The sequence below is a fragment of the Mycolicibacterium sp. HS_4_1 genome (assembly GCF_054515875.1).
Window position 1 is genome coordinate 5,834,930 of record NZ_CM137261.1, and the last position, 17,936, is coordinate 5,852,865.

Sequence of the window (17,936 nt, forward strand, 5' to 3'; positions counted from 1 at the left end):
TCACGAAAAATCGAAATCTCGAATGGGTACGCCCCGTTGCATGCCCACTAATTGAATGACGCTGGCGCGGTCACCGTTGTTCCGGCGACTTCCTGCCAGTTCCCTGTGATTTGTGCACGATTTGGTGCGGTGACCGCACCAAATCGTGCACAAATCACCAAGTCAGAGCAGTCCCAGCAGCTCCAGGTCGGTGATGTACTTGACGATCACCGGGGCACCGATGTGCGGAATGTCCTTGTCCGCACCGATTTTCGCGTTCTGCACCGCAGCCCGGAACCGCTCGACCGGGGCAATGGACCCCCGCACCGGGTAGCTGGGCTGCTGGTAGTTGTGCAGCAGCGGCAGCAGTGACGCCTGGCGCTGCCGGTCCGGCAGGCCGCGCAGACCCGTCTCGAACCTCGCCAGCCAGTCGGCGTAATCATCAACGCGGACAATGGAATATCCGGCTTCGATGAGCCAGTCGACGAACTCGTCCATTCCGATACCGTCGTCGTACGGGTTCATCACGTGGTACGTCTCGAACGTCGAGTCGGACTCGCCGGCCGCGACCTGCACCGCCAGCGTCGAGATGGACTCGGAGACGAACTCGACCGGTAGCCCGTCGTAGTGGGCCCGCTGCCGCTCACCCGAGGCACCCAGCTCGTAGAACGACTTCGGCGCGATGCCGGTGGCCACCAGCGAGAACATCATGCGGGTGAACATGTCGGGCAGGTTCAGCTGGCCCGCATACGTGGTGTCGGCCAGGATCATGTCACAGCGGAACACCGAAACCGGCAGGCCGCAAAGATCATTGGCCTCACGCAACAGCACCTCGCCGGCCCACTTGCTGTTGCCGTACCCGTTGGCATAGCTGTCGTCCACCACACGACTTGCGCTCATCACGCGCACATCGGCGGCTTCGACGAACTCGCCGGGCGCGACGCCGCCGCCGACCGCGATGGTCGAGACGTAGGCGAACGGCTTGATCCGGGTGGTCAGGGCGATGCGGATCAGCTCGGCGGTGCCCAAGGCGTTCGGGCCGAACAATTCGCTGTACGGCAGCACGTGGTTCACCAACGCGGCAGGGTCCACGATGACGTCGACGGTGTCGGCCAATCGCTGCCAAACCTCGTGCGACAGGCCAAGGTTGGCTTCACCCTTGTCGCCGGCGATGACCTCGAGGTGGTCGGACAGCGCCTGGTAGTGCGCCAGCAGTTTCGGATCACCGGAATCGAAGGTCGCGTCCAGCCGGGCGCGGGCGTCGGCGTCGGATTTGCCACGGACCAGGCAGATGACCTTGCCGTCGACCAGGTCCATGCGCTCCAGCCACTCCAGCGCCAGATAGCGGCCCAGGAATCCGGTTGCGCCCGTGAGCAATACGGTCCGAACCTCGGACGCCGGACCCGGCAGCGACGGCGCGGCGGCCAACGTCGCGGCGTCGATGAACTTGTCCAGTGTCAGGTCCGCGGCGCGCGCCTCGGTGGCGTTCTTGCCGTGCACCGTGGAGAACGTCGGCCGCTTGCTGCCGGGCGCGCGCTCCCCTTCGATGTAGGCCGCCACGCCTGCCAGGTCGGTGGCCGGGCTGACGATCACGCCGACCGGCACCTCGACCTCGAAAATCTCCTCGAGCAGGTTGCCGAAGGTCAACGCCGACAAGGAATCTCCACCCAGGTCGGTGAAGTGGGCATCGCCCGCCAGGTCTGAGCCGGCCGCGCCCAGGGTCGCTCCGACAGCACGCAGCACGGTCTCGAGCACCGGCGCGTCGGACGCGCGCAGGGATCGCAACGCCCGCAACTCAGCCGCCTGCCCTTCAGCCAGTTCGGCGTACAGCTGCTCCAGTTCGGCGCCGTACCGGGCCTTCAGCTTCGGCCAGGCCAGCTTGCGGACGCCCGTCAGCAGCCCGTTCTCGAGCGAGAACGGCTCGGTCTCGATGATGAAGTCGCGGGGAGTCTCGTACGACTGCAGCCCGGACTCGCGGGCCACTGCCTGCAGCGCGTCGGCCAGCTCGGGACGCAAGGCTTCCGGGCCGGAAACCCCGGCCAGGGCCTCAGCCGACGGCACGATCACCGCCAGCAGGTAGGAGCGAGAACTGTTGCCGTACACGTAGATCTGGCGGATCAACGGGCTGGTCCCGAAGGCGGCTTCCAGCTTGGACAGCGTCACGAACTCGCCCTGCGCCAGCTTCAGCACGTTGTTGCGGCGATCCAGATATTGCAGGTGGTCGGGGCCGAGTTCGGCGACGATGTCGCCGGTGCGGTAGAAGCCGTCCGCGTCGAACACGTCGGCGGTCACGTCGGGCCGCTTGTAGTAGCCCGGGATCAAATCGGTTGACTTCAAGAGCAATTCGCCACGCGGATACGGGCGGTCAGTCGAGAGGTAGCCGAGCTCGGGCACATCGACCAGCTTGTAGTCGAGGACCGGCGGGCGGCTCAGGTGGCCGCTGACCATGACGCCGCCGGCCTCTGTCGAGCCGTAGGCCTCCAGCAGCTCCAGCCCGAGGAACTTCTGCACCCAGGCCTTCAGCTCGGGCGAGATCGGTGCCGACCCCGTCATGGCAACGAGCTGTCGCCCACCGATCAGGCTGACGCTCCGTTCGTCCAGCACCTGCTGCTCGGAGACGCCGTCGAGAGCCCGGCGGTCGACCTCGCTCTGCACCTCCTGGTGGATCATCTCCCAGACCCGGGGCACGAAGGTCATCTGCGTCGGCCGGACCAGCGCAATGTCCTCCAGCAGGGTCGACAGGTCGCTCTTCGCCGCGAAGTACACGGTGCCGCCGTGGGCCAAGGTGCGGTAGACGGTGCCGCGACCCATCATGTGGCTCATCGGCAGGAAGCTCAGGACGATCGAGGGCAACGCGGGCTGCTGGCTCACCAAGCCGGTCCGCCAGGCGTTGGTGACGAGCCGCTCGGGATACATGGCGCCCTTGGGGGTGCCGGTGCTGCCGGAGGTGTAGATCAGCACCAGCAGTGGGTCTGGCTCGGCGGACGAGGCGGGCTCGACGGCCGGCAGCGCGGTCCCGCGTGCCACCATCTCGGCGAAAGTCTCGACCACCACGCCGCGCTCGGCCAACCGGGTCGCGGCCCGCTCCACGGCCTCGCGCTCGTCGTCGACCTGGGCGTGGTGGTCGAACACGACCACCCGGGTCAGCGCGGCGCTCGCGCCGGATACCAATTCAACAGCGTCGTCCAAGAACTTCACGTCGGCGAACAGGGCCCTGGGCTCGGTCTCATCGAGGATCGGGCGCAGCTGATCGGCGGGCGCACTGGTCTGCAGCGGAACGGCGATGACGCCGGCGCGGGCCAGGGCGGTATCGATGATCGTGTATTCGGCACTCGTGAAGCCGAGCATGGCGACCCTGTCGCCAGCGGCGACGATTGACTGACCGCCGCCGGGGACGTTGTCGTCTGTGCCGGTGAGCAGCGCGTTGTCCACGGCCTGGATCTGGTGCCAGGCCTCGCCGAAGCTGACGGTGTCGTAGCGCGGCAGGAGGCGGGAGACGGTGCGGCCGGCGTCGTCGGTCACGTATTCGACGGCGCGCTGTCCGAGCGCGGGCCGGTCGGCGTAGGCCGCCATGACGGCGCGGATCATCTCGGGCAGCCGGATGCCGGGCTCTTCGAGGGCGGCGGCGACCCCGGGGAGGGGCAGCGCGGCGGCAAGTTGGGGGTCGGTGGCGCAGAGGTCGGCGACGCGCTGCGTCAGCTCGTCAGGAAGTGCGGTCTGTTCGTTCGCCATAAGTACCTCATCACTATCAGTTCGCCAGCGTCGCCAAATACAACGTTAGCAAAACTAAAGATATGCCGAGCCGCGTCTGTGACGAACCGCACTGCTCGGCTCAGCGCTCCGAGGTGGGCTGCACCGGTTGCGGGGTGATCGGCGGGACCGCCTTCGTGCCTGCCTGCGTTTCGTACGCGCCTTCGTCCCGGCCGAGGGCGATGGTCGCCGCCGCCATGGCACCGATGGACGCGACGAGCGCCACGGCTTCGACTCCGGTCGTGTCGAAGCCCTCTCCGAGCACCAGTGCACCGAGGACGACGGCCACCACCGGCTCCAGCACGAGCATGGTCGGAACCGACGTCTGCAGCGCACCGGCGTGGAATGCGGACTGCTGCAGCACGGTCGCCACCGCGCCCAAGATGATGAGCAGGTAGGGCGCCGGCGTCGTGAGCAGGCCCAGCCAGCCCCGGTGCTGGAGGATCGCCATGAAGATCTTGGTGACCACGGCGACGACGCCGAACAGCACGCCGACACCGACTGCCAACAGGACAGCGCGCGCCCAGCCGCTGCATCGCAGCGCCAGCACCACGCACCCGACGATGATCGCGGCGCACACCGCGGCCACCAGCACGATCACCCCCGGCGAGGCCAGGTGTTCATCGCGTTCGGGCCGGGCCAGCACGACGAATCCCGCCAGCCCGACGGTCAGCAGTCCGGCCCACAGCCACTCACCGCGAGTCACCCGGCGGTGCGCCTGATGGGCACTGAGCGGCAGCGCGAACAGCAGTGCCGAGACCAGTAGAGGCTGCACCAACAGCAGAGACCCATGCGCCAACGCCAGCGCCTGGAAGACATAGCCGGCGACTGCCGCGCCGGTGCCGGCCCACCACAGCCGGCGGCTCAGCAGCGTCGACAGCATGACGACGCTGACGCCGTGTTCAGGCGGCACATCGATGGTCGCCCGCTGCCGCACCACGATGCCGACGGCAGCGCACACGGCCGCGCACAGGGCGAACAGCACCACGAGTCCGTGTTGAATCAACGGAGACGTCCGATCAGCGTGGCCGCGTATCGCGCCACAGATCTCACCGGAAACATCACGCCCAAAGGGTAGTCGAGCGGGACTATCTGTCCCACTCGCGAGCGTGCATTCATCCCTACCGAGCAACGGTCCACTCCGCCGAGCGTGGGCCTTGGCGCGATCCGACCCGGCGTGTCGACTCGTAAGCCGCCACGCTCGGCGACGAGCCACGCCCTCGACGCACCCAGGATTTCGACGTGATGCACCCAGGATTTCGACGGTGGGCAGGTGCCGTGTTCGGCACCTGTCCACCGTCGCTTTTGACCGGTTTCCCCGCGCATACATATGCAGGAAAACGGGGTCGACCGCGCATCGGTTCGGTAGCCACGGGCTACCAACGGAGGCAATTGGCGAGTTCCGATGACGTTGCTGACACGCGTTGAGCGCCGGCCGGCGTCGGCACGCTATGGCGCCGATAATCAGGCGAGTCCTCTCCTCGATCAGCTATGCCGCAGGCCGTCTGCTCGACACCGTGGTGGTAACCCGGAACTGAGTTCAAGTCGGAGGGATCGGTACGGTGCCAAACAGCAAGGCAGCCCGTAGTGGTTGCATGCATCCTGGGTCGCCGATTCGCCGGTGGCTCTCGCATTTCCCGATGCATTTTGTGAGTGAGCGCGTCACATCTGCCGAGCTGATGCCCGGCGTGGTCGTTCTGGGTCTGGCCGCCCGATGCGCATCGTTCGCACCGTCGACCCGCACGTAGAACTGACCGATGACGACGATGTCCGCGGCGGGACCATCAGCATGGCAAGCGGATACGCAGCTCCGAAAACCCGCCGGCAAGTTGTCGAACAGTCGCTTGCCTATTCAACAACCGGCACTGCACAGCAACCGCTAGCGTTGACCCCGCCTAACACCGCTGCGATCGCCGACGATTGCGTTGCCGACATATCGGATTTGGTTGCGACAGAACGGTATCCGAGGTGAGGCGGAGGTCGGATGCCCGGCCGATGAGAAAACATGGACGCTCCGCGCCAGCGACGCCGTGCCCCGAGTCAAAGTGGAAACCATGGCGGAAAATTCAGACGATTGGCCGACAGAGCGCACCGCTCCTGGGACGGTACCGTCAAAGTACCGTTCAACGATTACCCAACCTGCAACTCCGGGAGTGTTATTGACCGCCGTCGTCGAACCCGCTGGCGTCATCCGCGCGCTGGCCCGGGGGATCAAGCAGGGCATCGGTGTGGATGACCTGCCACCGAGCCTGTTCCTGTGGCGCGATGGCTCGCCATTCGGGTGGATCTCCGGGCCGACGTCTCAGGCGGTGCTCAGTGCCGGCGTCCTGTCGATCAAGGCTCACGACCCGCAGTGCGTGGTGTTCGTGCTCGACAGTGTGGTCCCCTTGGCGACTAACAACCCCGAGACCGGCAGGCCCTGGCAGTCCGGTGAAGCGTTGGCCTACCTGGAGGAACTGGACCCGGGCGAGCGCGCCGAGCAGGACTTCGCCCGCGACTGTTTATCCATGTGTGTTACTACACCCGACGGTGACCAGTCCGCGCTGCTCGACCTGTACAAGATGGTTGGTGGCGAATGTTATTGGACCGGAGAGGAATCCCAGTTCGCCGCGCGCATGACCATCCCCGTATTGTCTGACGCCATGCGTGGCCCTCGAGTGGACCCCGCCCAGGTTCGCGACCCCGGAAGTGGGTTCGTGGCCGCACCTGATGCGCCGTTCATGCCCGCTGAACGGGGGCGTCTGATCCTCGATGTTGGGACGACGCGACACGTCGAGACCAAATTCCTTGAGCACGGTGTGTCGATGGTGCTCTTCGCCGCTTCCGACGAACAGCGTGAATTCTTGGTCAGTGAAGGCCTGCCGGAATGGCAAATTCTGTCGCTCCTGTGACATCGGTTCCGGAGCCGGCGAACACATGAAAGTCTTTGCTGTAGTTCATCTCAACGACTCCCTAGCGCAGTCGGCACGGGCTGGGCACATCGTGCCGCCGAAGACCCTACTGAAGTCGGCTTCGTCGGGGATCTACAATGTGTCGTACCGCGCGATTCCCCTTCAATACTGTGACGCCGCCATACGACATCAAAGCAGTCCAGGCACTTCTCGTGGACATGTCGGAGCGGTCGGATCCTGCGCGTGGACAAGGCTACAGGTAATTCGGGCAGCGGAGCGACCACGACATCCGATGGTCGGAGTCTACTAACAGCACCTGGCCGGGCCGGTGGCGTGTCCAAGCCCACATCGAAATGCGCTGTCTTGCTGAGGAAAAGCGCACTGCAGCGCCGGAGGAACCTGGCGCGACAGCGGGAGGAAGCAGCGCCCAGCCGGATCGTGCGGAGTGCTTTCATGAACACCAGGAGTGGCGCGGCAGTAAACCAGGGGATCGGTAGTTTGGGCATGAAAACAACTCCCAGCAGTCACGATCACCCAAGGACCTCAATCGACCCAGTTGCGACCCGCACACTGAAGCCATGCTCCGCGTGGCGGCGTCGAGTGTATTCGGCCGCGCACGGGATTGCTATCGCCGTCGCCGCCCTGGCGCTGGTGGTGGCCGGATCCCTGCTACAACACCCACCGGTCGCGCAGGCCAACCCGCCAGGCAACCCCAACCTGCATCTGGAACGCACCTGCGTCATTCCGTCCGCCAACGGCCATAAGTGCCTTACCTGGGGCATCGCCAAGTGGGTGGATCACACGCCACGCGAAGAACCCGAATGGGCTCGAAACGCAGTGCGCAACTGCGTGATCGGCGGCTTAGTTGGTGTTGCGGAGGTCTATGCCGCACCGTGGCAGGCGAAGCTGGTCTACATGGCGGTGGACTGTGTCGAGCACGTGGTGGCAGACGCGATTCTTACGGGCGGGCGCTAAGCGGAGCAAGATCTCCGGAGTGAGGGGTGAATGGTCACGTTCAGTTGCACCGCACACCGGAGGCCTTCCGTAATTGCCGCAACGCCCGGCGGTGGCGTGCTCCCCTGTGAATGACACTCAGCAAGGGGAACTCGCCAGTGCGCCCGAGATCGCCAGAACAAATACTGGCGTGGCGCCAGCCGATCAGCGGATTGCCCGACGACGCGTCTCGGGTTGCAGAAGTCGGTATCCACTGATGTTGGCAGGGACCGGCACCGTGCCCATGGCGGATTGGAACGTGCGGTGCTGATCGAGGCCGACGCCGAGCACTGCCGTCACCGGGGCACGCAAGGCATGCCCGCCCCCGGCAAGTTGATCGACTCCGAACGCCGCGCGCTGCGGGTCGTTGATATGCGGCTGGCGAATATCTCCGGGCTGTTGCAGCAGATGACGGGCACCGTGCAGGAGATCGCCTGGGTCTTCGAGGACGCCTGTGGGATGACGAAGCCGCGGGCAGCCACGTGTTACACCGGGGAATCAACACGCATGTGGACGAGGTGCACGCCCTGATCGAGCAGTCGATGAAACTGATCGCCGCGGTCGGACGCTACGAGACCGCCGGACAACCGAACGATCTCCAGGCTGCCCTCAACGCCCTGCACAACGCCGGGATGCTCCCACCGCAGGAAGAACCGTCGGCGTACGCCGACGAGCGCGATTAGGCGAGTCCAAACTCACTCACATCGTCAGTGCCGCCGTGCACAACGAATGCCACCGCACCGAATTAGGGCGTCGGGCCCGACTTTTGGCATCGACGACGACCATGCAACGGACACCTGACGGACTTTGTCAGCCGGGCCGGTCACGAGTCGCACAGGTGGGGGATCGGTTTCCTCCATGCAAGCAGTTACCAACACCAACAACACCACAAAGGATCCGACTGATGATTCCGCTCAACGACGAATTCCTGGCCAACGTGGGATTGGCCGAGATGCCGGCCGATGACCGGCCGGCGTTCCTGCAGATGATATACGAGGAACTGGAGTTGCGGGTTGGGACAGCGCTGAGCGACGACCTGTCCGACGCACAGTTGGAAGAGTTCGAAGCAATCATCGACCAGGCCCCGGATCGTGTGTCCACCTGGATCGACACGCACGCACCGGATTTCGAGAGCGACCCCGTCTATCAGCGGATGCGGACTGTGATAGCCGATCGAGAAACGCCATCGGCGATCCTGTGCGAATACACGGCGACGAAATGGCTCGAAATTAACCGGCCGGACTATCAGAGTGTGGTCGCTGTAGAACTCGGAAAAATCGCTGACGCCATTCGCGGTCAAGCCTCCGAAATCCTTGCCGGGCGCGCGGCTGCGGCGACCGCATCGTGAGTCGACGGCTCGCTGTCACCCAAAGCCGTTGGCGTCGAGGCGCCACGGCACAACGCACAACCATGGCAGATGCTTCAGAGGCCGTCGACGGTGAGGAAGCCGCCGTGCACGGCTCGGGCCACCAGTTCTGCCTTGGCCGACGCGGGGCGACCGACCTCCGCGTATTTTGCGTGGACCCGTTGCAGATGGGTTCGAATAGTGGAGGGAGCCAGCTGCAGGTGCCTCGCGACCGTGTCATTGCTCTCGGTCTGAACCCAGGTCCTGAGCACCTGCAGTGCACGTTTTCCAGACGTGATGGCTTGAGACGACGCTGATAGGTGGGTCGGCCTTTGCGGACCGGCTGGCGATGTCTACGTGGATCACGTCGTGCTCATCGCCGACCACGATCGTCAGGGGTTTCGATGGGTCAGCCGGCGGGAGCATGTCGGTTGGGTCTTCCTACGAGTGGATGACGGACGGTGATCCAGATTGCATCGTCGAGGGTCGTGACCTCGGAATCGCCGACGTCCCCGGCGTCGAGTACGGATGCTGTGTTGAAGTGCCTCGTCCCCTGGCACAGGACGCTGAGCTCCAGTGCGTTCGAGTCGGTTGTCAACGTGATGCGGGCTGTGCCGGTGGTGGCGCCGAGCGCCTGGTCAGTCAGCAATGCAAGGCGCCGCGCGGCGGCGTTGCTGATCGCCGGTAGCGCGCGTTCGGCGGTGACGGACACGTCGACGCCGCGGTCCTGCGCGGCATCCACAACAGGACGAAGCTCGCGCAACAGGGTGTGCTCGACCGGCGACGATTGGTCGAAAAGCGCACGCAGGCGCTGATATTCGATCTGCGCCTGGCGTTGCATCACGGCGTCGGCCGGTGCCCCCGCGGCGAGCGCGCGCAGCAGCGGAGCGATCGTGTCGGCGAGGTCGGCGTAGCGGCGCGTGTACTCCGCCTGCACCGCGTCGGCGATGCGGGCGGACGCGAGGATTCGTTTGCGGCCGTCGATTTCAGCGTCGGCCGCGGCGGCCGACGCGCGGATGAGCTTGTCGAACAACAGCGCGCGTGTCTGGACCAGGAGAATGCTGGCGGCGCCGTACCCGACCGCGATGACGTTCTGCGTCGACGGATCACGAACGAGGACGGAGACCGCGGGGACGGCCCAGCACCAGACGAGGACAGCGATGCTGTAGCGGAGACGCTCGTCGAGCAGCAGCGGTAGCGCTGACCAACCGATGGCGCCTTGCGCCCATTGCGCCTGCGAAGCGACGAGGTCGGTCGGCTGGAACATGATCTGCACCAGCGAGATGACCACGAGCGCGGCGATCGCGGCGCGGCGGGGCAGACCGGGTAAACCGCGGCCACGCGCGGCCGATGACACGGTGATCGTGGCGGCCGCGACCAGCAATGCCGACTGCAGGTACGGGCGTGAACTCGATTGTGCGGCAAAGGGCGTCACCGCGAGCACATTCGCGACGGCGTAGGTGGTCAACGCCAGGTAGTACCGGGCGCGACCCCGTTCGATCAGTCGTTCCGGATCCTCTGGCCTGTCCGTGGCGGCAGCAACCTCAGCGGGCCAACACAATTCAACCGTGGTGCCGCGGCCCGGCCGGCTCAGCACCACGGCGTCGCCGCCGAGCCGGTGCATGCGCGCCGTGATCGAGTCGGCGATGCCGTGACCGCGCGACGGTTGCGACGTGTCGAATCCGCAGCCGTCATCCTCGATACGCACCAGCTCCGGGCGGACGATGATGGTCACGGTGGACGCGCGGGCATGGCGATCCACATTGGTGAGGGCTTCGCGTGCGGCCGCGGACACCAGGTTCGCGATCGCCCCATCGATCCACATCTCCGTGGGGCCGTCGATGCGGACCGGTGTCGTGAGGTGGGTGGTGTTACTGTGCAGGGCCGCAACCAGATCGACGTGGGCCGCGGGCGCCGGAGCCTGGTCCGTGAATACCCGCAGATCGCGCCGTGCCTGCGCGGAGAGACGTTCGGGCGACAGGGGCGTGCCCGTACTGACCATCAGCAGCGTGCACGCAACGGTGTCGTGCAACAGCCGGAGCTGTTCGCGGTCGTACTCGCGGACCGCCGTGTCGACCTCGTGCTGGAGTTCGGCGGCGAGTCGGTCGGCACGCACGGCGTCGACGGAGTCGGTCACGCGCAGGATCAGCGCACGGATCACCATCGACATCGCCCAGAGCCCGGCAAAGTAGTAGACGCCAAAGTTGTCTCCGATGTGACTCCAGCCGACGACCGCTGCGGCGCCGGTGGCGTAGGCGGTCGCCACCCCGGCGGTGAGGGCGATGCTGATCCGTGGGTTCAGGCCGGTGAAGCTGCCGACCGCGGTTCCGGCGATCGTCAAGGGACCCAAGGTGGCAACGTGGACATCGGATGTCAACGCCGGGAGGACCAGGCAGGCGGCGACGATGATCACGTAGTCAACCGCGAGAAACCGCGGCGCCGTCGATCGTGTCAGCAGTCGATATCCGGACCAGGCGACGGACACGGCCGCGTACGCGACGCCGACGGGCGCCGGTAGGGCCGACGTGGCGAGCATGACGACGAACACGACCAGGCTGCCCCCGTGACGAAGGATCACGCTGAGCGGCAGCGTCTGCTGGACCAAGTTGCGCCGCGCGGCGCGCGCGGTTTCAGACATGTGGCGGCTACTGGTGCCGGGTCAGGCGCCGCGGCGCCGTCGGTTCCTGGAGCGCGGCGACGAGACCGAAATAGGGAGTCGGGTCCCGGCGGCCGGCGAAGGCGCGGTGCTCGCCGACAGCCACTGGGCGCTGCGGCGAGAATACCCCCGGGCCGGTAGTCGCGTGTCCGGTCCTCGACGCTGTGGAGTCACGTCGGATCACGGTCAAGGCGGCTCGACGCACCCGGTCATCGCAGTGATCCATGAGAATCATTCGTCCACATTTCTGGGTCGCCTATCCCGCTCCTGCGATGGTTTTAGCATGTGCGACGACACTTGGATCGATGGTTCAGTCACGACCCTGGACAGGTGCGATCGATTCATACGTTCGGACGACAGCGGTGGGGCCGTTCGTACTGATCCCTGGGGCGGGTAGCTGCAAGCACGACTGGCCGGCGGTGCGTTTCGCTTGTGCCGCCGGCGTCCACGCACGCCGGGGATGAGCGTCGCCGCCCATAGCGGCGGCCCGTCGCCGCTATGGCATCTGGGCTCGCGGTCGGGTGGCGCCGACGATGTCGAGCGTCGTGGTACCCGACCCGACGCTGCGGCCCAGGAGGATGTCCCGGACGGCCACCGCGGCCAACGCACCACCGATGGCCGCCGTCGAACCCAGCTGCGGCGTGCCCGCCAACTGCATGCCCTTCTGCAGCACTGACTCCAGGAGTGCCGGTGAAACATTCTCTCGGCCAACGATTCTGATCAGCGTGTCCAGCGGGTTGCCCCCGGGCATCGTGCCGGCACGGAGCAGAGCGGCATCGGCTTCGGTCAGCTTCCCGTTGAACGCCGGTACGTGCTCGATGTCGTGGCGTTCGACATCGAGGGTCGATACGTCACCGACGTCGCCCGCCGTGACCAACGGAACCCCGAGCTCCCGTGCCACCGCGCGGATGCGCGCTTTGGCCACCAGGTCGTCGACTTCCTCGACGATCACGTCGGGCCGGGACACACGTAGCAGTTCGTCGGTGCCGCGCTGGTCGCCGCCCGTGACATGACGCTGAGAGACGTACGGGTCCAGTTCGGCCAGCTTGCGGCCGGCCACCGTCGTTTTCAGCAGGCCGACCTGCAGGACGCCCGCCTGGATGCGATTCAGATTCGTCGGACTCAATCGGTCGAAGTCGAAGAGCAGATACTCGTCGCCGATGCCGGCTTGGGCCATCCGGTCGACCACGTTGCTGCCGACGCTCAGCCCGAACACCGCGATCCTGCGATGACGCAACGACGCCTGCTCAGCCTTCGTGATCAGATTCCGGTTGCGGTAGGTCCGCAGCTCGTAGTGCTCGTCGGGTTCGGCCACGCGTACCAGCGCGTCGGCCCACGGGTAATGGATCCAGCGGCCAAATCGTGGTCCCTGAGCGAGGATTTCGTCAACGAACCGACCCCGCGCGACGGGGTCCTGCATCTGGTCCGGGTGGTGAAGCTCTAACAGATCCGCAGCGATCGTCGCGACCGGATCGATGTGCCTGGCGATGCCGAGGCTTGCGGACAGGTCGCCGAGTTCGGCCGGTGTTTCGACCGAGAAGGCTTGTGGCTGTTGCCATTCAGCCTGCAAGTTGCGTTGATTGGTCATGATGCTTGGGTTCCTTCCCGGAGGTCCTGCGGTGAATTCAACATTGATGCGGCCGATTCGAGCCCATCAGTCAAGAAGGCGGCCTTGGCCTCGAGCTGCGCCCGCTGCAACGGGTCCACCGATTCCCCAAGGTTGTCGGCGATGTTGTCCACCACGACACTGAGGTCGATCAGGACCGGGGTGACCATGATCGAGCGGGACCGCCGGTCGGCCGAGAAGATCTGGGCCGAGTCGCCCAGGACAGTCGCAGAGCGGCGGCCGATGAACTTCACGACCGGGCCCAGCGAGTGCGTCGTCAGCGATGCGAGATACAGCTCGCGGTACCCGTTCGCCTGTGCCTTCAGGATGCTGTTCTGCGTCAGTGCACGGATCAACTCGTACGAGCCGCGGTGCGATTGTGCATCGATCGTCGCCAGCGCGGCGATTTCCCGAATGCTCTGGGGTCCAGTAGTTTCCACGATCCTGTGCAGGCGGCTCTTGACCTTCGCACCGAACGTGTCGGCGAAGTAGGCGTATGTCGGAAGGTTCGCTATCGACCCGTTGGGTCCGATGTCCAGCAGTCGCACCGTCGCGGTCGGTCTGGACGCCCGAGTGTGTATAGGTGAGGCCACCAGGTAATTCGCGACGATCTTGCCGCCCAGTTGGCTGCGGGTGCCGTCCAGTTCCGGAACGAGCCGACCGTCGGCGGCAAGGCCGCTCGCCTCGAAGTAGCCGTAGTCGATGTAGCTCTGCCCGTGGATCTGCTGGGCCGCACGCACGATGCCCGGAACATCATTCTCGCCGCGTGAGCACGCGATCCGGTACTGCGCGTCGCGGCGCGGAAGCTCGAATCGATCCGGGTGCGCTAGTTCGGCAACGCGGGTGATCGGGGTTGTGCTGGGCATCGGTTCCTCCGGCATGTGCCGACCGCGTATCTCGCGATCCGCACATGGCACCGATCCCCCGCGCCGATCAGGTGGTCGACGCTAGACGGCAGGGCTCGCTGGTAGATGTCAATCGGCTTGCGCGAACAGCTCAGAGGGCGTTGCGCAGCTGTCGATGAAGGGGGTGCTGAGGTGCCCACCGACCCAGGTACCCGCGCAGGTGACCACGAGGAGTGTTGCGAAAGCTGTTGGTCAAGAGCGTCATTCGGAACGCGGTCGCGAAATATCTAGGAAAACTCGGGCAGATGAAGTCCAGGTTTCCGGACTTGCGCTGGACGAGGCGTACGCGCACCCGCGGGCAGCGTTCCCCACAACGCAGTCCACCGATGCATGGATGGACAAGCGTGTCAGCCGCCTTGGAATGGCGCGTGCCTACGGATACGAAAGGTCGGACATGGCAAGCAGGCGCATAGGCTGCGATGCATGACAGAGTACGAGGTCGTCTGCGTGAACACCGCAAGCTATGACCCTGGCCAGACGGCCCGCGATGCTACCGCGGTGATGAATAGGCGAGCGGCGAGCGGATGGATCGTTGTCGCCGTCACTCAGGCGATCCAATCGAACTCGGGGGCCGGCTTGTACATCACATTTCACAAAGACACCTGACCGCCAAACGGTATTCTCCGCAACACAATTCGCGCTCGGGTGCGGGCGGTCAGTGGCCGTCCAGGGCGCCCCGGCGGTGCTCGGACCCCAGGGTCGACGCAAAAATCGAAGCGCTATTGTTCATTCGGTGATCCGAGTCGATCGGCCAGCAGGACGATCTACGCCCCGCAATTGCCCAGCCGCGGCCGACGTGCCGCCGGATGAATTGCCGATGCCATAGGCGCCCACAAGACGGACCGGAGCTGACTAGCCGTGCATCGTCGACTCCCGGCCGGAACGGATGTCGACCGGGTAATAGGTCTACGGGTTCACGAGGCGCAGATCGCCGACGGGGGATCGGTTGTGTCTGTGTACGTCGCCGCCCGGCGAGGACCAGCCTGCGTCTCGGAAGGTACGCCGATTTCCATGTCGATCCGCCAGCGGAACCCTGGATTGCTCGTGACGACGGCAGTCACCCGCACGGTCGCGGTGTCGTTGCTCCAATCGGCCACGCGGCCGCGGCTGTCCAGCGATTCTGAGTTCCTAACGGATGTCAAGCGATGTGTTGGCTCGTAGGGTGATTGGTGGCGGGCCTGGATGTTGGAGCGCTTGGCGACTCCTGTGACTCCTGGCCCGCCCCTTGGTTGCGGCGGTCGCGCATACGTTGGTGCCGGATGTTGTCTCGGCGGCGCGGCTCAATCTGGTAGCGCTCTTTAACGAGCACGCGGCCCTGAGCTTCGGTGATCGGGGTGCCGTCGATATCGCGCAGGGCGTAGGGCTGGCCGGTGCGCATGCACGTGGTGATCCTGGTGACCAGCAGGGTGGCCAGGTGGCATATCGCGGAGTCGTGGTGGCGGTCGCCGGCCATCAGTCGCTGGTATTTCGCCGCGATTTGCGGGTCGATCTTGCGGGCTTGATCGGCTGCGGTGCAGAGCATTTCGCGCAGCAGCGGGTCGCCGGCCTTGGTGATCGAGGATTCGACCTTGCTCACCCCGGACTGGCTGACCTTGGGGACCAGTCCGGTATAGGCGCGGACCGCCGCCAGTGAGGTGAATCGGTGCGGATCACCGATCCGCCCAGCGATCACGGCGCTGATGACCGGTCCGACGCCGGGAGCAGAGGCAACGATGCCATCGGGGTCGGCCTCGGCGTAAAGGTTCGCGACTCGTTCGTCGATCTGCTTGATTTGCCGAGTTAAAAACAGCGCCTGTTCGGCTTCATGTGCGATGTCTTCGGACAATTCCGCGAAGTTCATCCCGTCCGAACCCCACAGCACGAGGGTTTCCTTGGCCGCGGCGATAAGGCCGGCGGCGTGGTCGCTGCGCCACGCGCCACGGGACCGGGCGATCAAGAACCTGCTCAGACGTCCGCGACCCCGCCGGAGCACCGCATGCGGATCGGCGTAACGGGCCAGGAACTCCAACGCCGCGATGCCGTAATTCGAACCGAGCACCGCATACCAATCCGGCCCGAGGAGCTCGACGAGTGCATCGAGTCGGGCGTAGACGGCGACTCGGCGTTTGACCATGGTGGAGCGCTGTTTGACCAAGCGCCGCAACGGGTCGGCTCAACCACGACCGTCAGATCACCCGGATCAGCGAGGTTCAGGTCATCCCACAACCGTTCCAGCTCCGCCGGTCGGGTTGAGAACTTGCGGCCACGCCACACCGTGATTCCGTCGCGGGCCAGCGTCCCTTGGTGCGCCGCCCGCACTGCCACGTCGATACCCAACGTCAATGCCATCGTCGTTTTGCTCCTGTCAGCCCGATCCTGTCTTCCCAGGTGACTGACCACCGCGGCCACGGCCCAGACATTCTCTAAGCAGGAGTCCCACCCTCAGGCTGGCTCCAAGTTCCCGAACAAGGACACCGCTCGACCAGGCACCGAGCCCGCGGGCGGCCACTCAGACGTCAGGGATCACCGGGTGTCCCGGTCGGTGCCTCGACCTGCCCACGGACTCACTCAAAGGCTAAATGTCGGTGCCCGCCGATAGCCTCGGCCCCGTGGCGCCCGCGATGGAGAAAAAGGACGTCAGCGGCGCCGGACCCGCGCCGGGTGGAGGTCCGCTGGAACTCGACATCGCGTGCTTCAACTCGGTGTCCGGCGCAGGTGGCGAAAAGCATCGGGTCACGGTGCACCCGGACGGGGACTGGAGCATCACGACGCCCCACGACGCTGAAGCGGAGCGGATCGCCGTGGCGTTCGGCAGTGATGCCTCCTGCGTGACGCACATGGAACGTACCGTCGAGGCGTTTCGCGCGTCCCTTCGCCTGCTCACCCGGTCCGCGCGGGCCCCTCTTCGTGTCGGACGAGGCGGGAGTTGGCAAGTCGGCCAAGAGTATTCGATCGCGCGGTGCTGTCGCGGCACCCTCTTCGGCAGTGCCGGCGCCGCGGCCCGGCACACACGCTCACCCAAACACCTGGCCGCCCAGCACCGCGTCCAGCTCAAGCACATCGAAGCGTTCCTCGACGCCGCGACGGCCACCTGGGGCAGTTGGGAGGTCTGCCCCGATTTCGATCCACGCCTCGAGCGACGGGTGCGAGAAACGGGCGGCATCCACGACCTCTGGCAGGCCGGCATCCATCCCGACGACATCGCGGGGCTGGCGGCTGTCGGAATGGTCGTCGACGAGCCACTGCCGGTCCGGTTCTTCCTCGGTCTGGTCTATGGCAGCGCCGACCACCAGTGGGTGTCCGAGGTCCTGACTCATCACCCCGACCCGGACACGGCCGCGTGGCTGGCCTGGCTTGACGGGCCGCAGACGCGCGCAACTCCCGCCGCGTGGGGCCAGTGGCTGAGTTTCGGAGTCAGCAAGGCGCACGTCGTCGTCGCGATCGATGCAGGCTTGGCGCCCGAACACGTCCGCGAAGTCGCGACGTCGAATGGGTGGTCCACCAGCGGGGTGGCCGCCCAGTTCGTGAAGTGGGCCAACGCCGGCTGCCGCCTGGACGCAGTGCACTTTCATGCCCTCAAACGGCACCGTGTCTATTCACCGCAACCGTCGTGTCGAACGATTGATTCGCTGTGCGAGTTGGTGGCCGGAGAGCCAAACCGGAATCCGACCGCGCCGCGCGAGCAGCCGGACCGCACCGAGCTCGCGGTGATGCTGGAGATTCTCGGCAACCGCTACGCGGTGCTCAGGGCGCTCAACCACGGTGTGCGCACCGTCGATGACCTCGACGCCTACGTCAAGAACCACGAGTAACTATCAACGGGAAGGGACAC

General features: G+C 65.7%; 14 protein-coding genes. 7 read left to right on the forward strand and 7 right to left on the reverse strand.

Annotated elements, in window-relative coordinates:
* Positions 1-162: 162 nt before the first annotated feature.
* Both car and ACX12F_RS28090 read right to left on the reverse strand, forming a co-directional pair.
* Positions 163-3,711 (reverse strand): carboxylic acid reductase, encoded by a 3,549-nt coding sequence (gene car / locus ACX12F_RS28085; RefSeq protein ID WP_459367494.1) that lies wholly within the window; start codon positions 3,709-3,711, stop codon positions 163-165.
* 100 nt (positions 3,712-3,811) lie between these two features.
* A complete protein-coding gene (locus tag ACX12F_RS28090; RefSeq protein ID WP_459367495.1) occupies positions 3,812-4,735 on the reverse strand; it encodes a DMT family transporter in 924 nt (307 codons plus the stop codon).
* A 1,039-nt stretch (positions 4,736-5,774) separates the two neighbouring features.
* On the opposite strand from ACX12F_RS28090, the gene ACX12F_RS28095 reads away from it, so the two are divergent.
* From ACX12F_RS28095 to ACX12F_RS28115, 5 genes are all read left to right on the forward strand, one after another.
* Positions 5,775-6,620 carry a hypothetical protein gene (locus tag ACX12F_RS28095; protein ID WP_459367496.1) on the forward strand — a complete coding sequence of 282 codons (846 nt, stop codon included), beginning with the start codon at positions 5,775-5,777 and terminating at the stop codon, positions 6,618-6,620.
* Positions 6,621-7,220: 600 nt separating this feature from the next.
* Positions 7,221-7,595, forward strand: coding sequence for a hypothetical protein (locus tag ACX12F_RS28100; protein ID WP_459367497.1), 375 nt, complete (start codon positions 7,221-7,223; stop codon positions 7,593-7,595).
* 282 nt (positions 7,596-7,877) lie between these two features.
* Positions 7,878-8,144, forward strand: coding sequence for a hypothetical protein (locus ACX12F_RS28105; RefSeq protein ID WP_459367498.1), 267 nt, complete (start codon positions 7,878-7,880; stop codon positions 8,142-8,144).
* Entirely contained in the window at positions 8,123-8,296 is a 174-nt protein-coding gene (locus ACX12F_RS28110) for a hypothetical protein (RefSeq protein ID WP_459367499.1), read from the forward strand. The genes ACX12F_RS28105 and ACX12F_RS28110 overlap by 22 nt, the downstream gene beginning before the upstream one ends.
* Before the next feature lie 221 nt (positions 8,297-8,517).
* Positions 8,518-8,961 (forward strand): DUF5663 domain-containing protein, encoded by a 444-nt coding sequence (locus tag ACX12F_RS28115; protein WP_459367500.1) that lies wholly within the window; start codon positions 8,518-8,520, stop codon positions 8,959-8,961.
* A 74-nt stretch (positions 8,962-9,035) separates the two neighbouring features.
* Here the strand turns inward: ACX12F_RS28115 and ACX12F_RS28120 are convergent, their stop codons facing one another.
* The 4 genes from ACX12F_RS28120 to ACX12F_RS28135 all read right to left on the reverse strand — a co-directional run bounded on the left by ACX12F_RS28120 (position 9,036) and on the right by ACX12F_RS28135 (position 14,086).
* Positions 9,036-9,230, reverse strand: a complete 195-nt coding sequence (locus ACX12F_RS28120; protein WP_459367501.1) for a LuxR C-terminal-related transcriptional regulator — start codon at positions 9,228-9,230, stop codon at positions 9,036-9,038.
* Positions 9,231-9,367: 137 nt separating this feature from the next.
* Positions 9,368-11,596, reverse strand: a complete 2,229-nt coding sequence (locus ACX12F_RS28125) for a sensor histidine kinase (RefSeq protein ID WP_459367502.1) — start codon at positions 11,594-11,596, stop codon at positions 9,368-9,370.
* A gap of 514 nt (positions 11,597-12,110) precedes the next feature.
* A complete protein-coding gene (locus ACX12F_RS28130) occupies positions 12,111-13,202 on the reverse strand; it encodes a ThiF family adenylyltransferase (protein WP_459367503.1) in 1,092 nt (363 codons plus the stop codon).
* The gene (locus ACX12F_RS28135) at positions 13,199-14,086 is read right to left on the reverse strand and encodes a hypothetical protein (protein ID WP_459367504.1); all 888 of its coding nucleotides are present in this window, start codon (positions 14,084-14,086) and stop codon (positions 13,199-13,201) included. The genes ACX12F_RS28130 and ACX12F_RS28135 overlap by 4 nt, the downstream gene beginning before the upstream one ends.
* Positions 14,087-14,548: 462 nt before the next feature.
* Here ACX12F_RS28135 and ACX12F_RS28140 point away from each other — a divergent pair, with 462 nt between their 5' ends.
* The gene (locus ACX12F_RS28140) at positions 14,549-14,731 is read left to right on the forward strand and encodes a hypothetical protein (protein ID WP_459367505.1); all 183 of its coding nucleotides are present in this window, start codon (positions 14,549-14,551) and stop codon (positions 14,729-14,731) included.
* A gap of 532 nt (positions 14,732-15,263) precedes the next feature.
* Here the strand turns inward: ACX12F_RS28140 and ACX12F_RS28145 are convergent.
* Entirely contained in the window at positions 15,264-16,238 is a 975-nt protein-coding gene (locus ACX12F_RS28145; RefSeq protein WP_459367506.1) for a transposase, read from the reverse strand.
* A 475-nt stretch (positions 16,239-16,713) separates the two neighbouring features.
* Between ACX12F_RS28145 and ACX12F_RS28150 the strand changes: the two genes are divergently transcribed.
* Positions 16,714-17,916: a hypothetical protein gene (locus ACX12F_RS28150; protein ID WP_459367507.1), complete on the forward strand. Its 1,203-nt coding sequence runs from the start codon at positions 16,714-16,716 to the stop codon at positions 17,914-17,916.
* Positions 17,917-17,936: the final 20 nt, after the last annotated feature.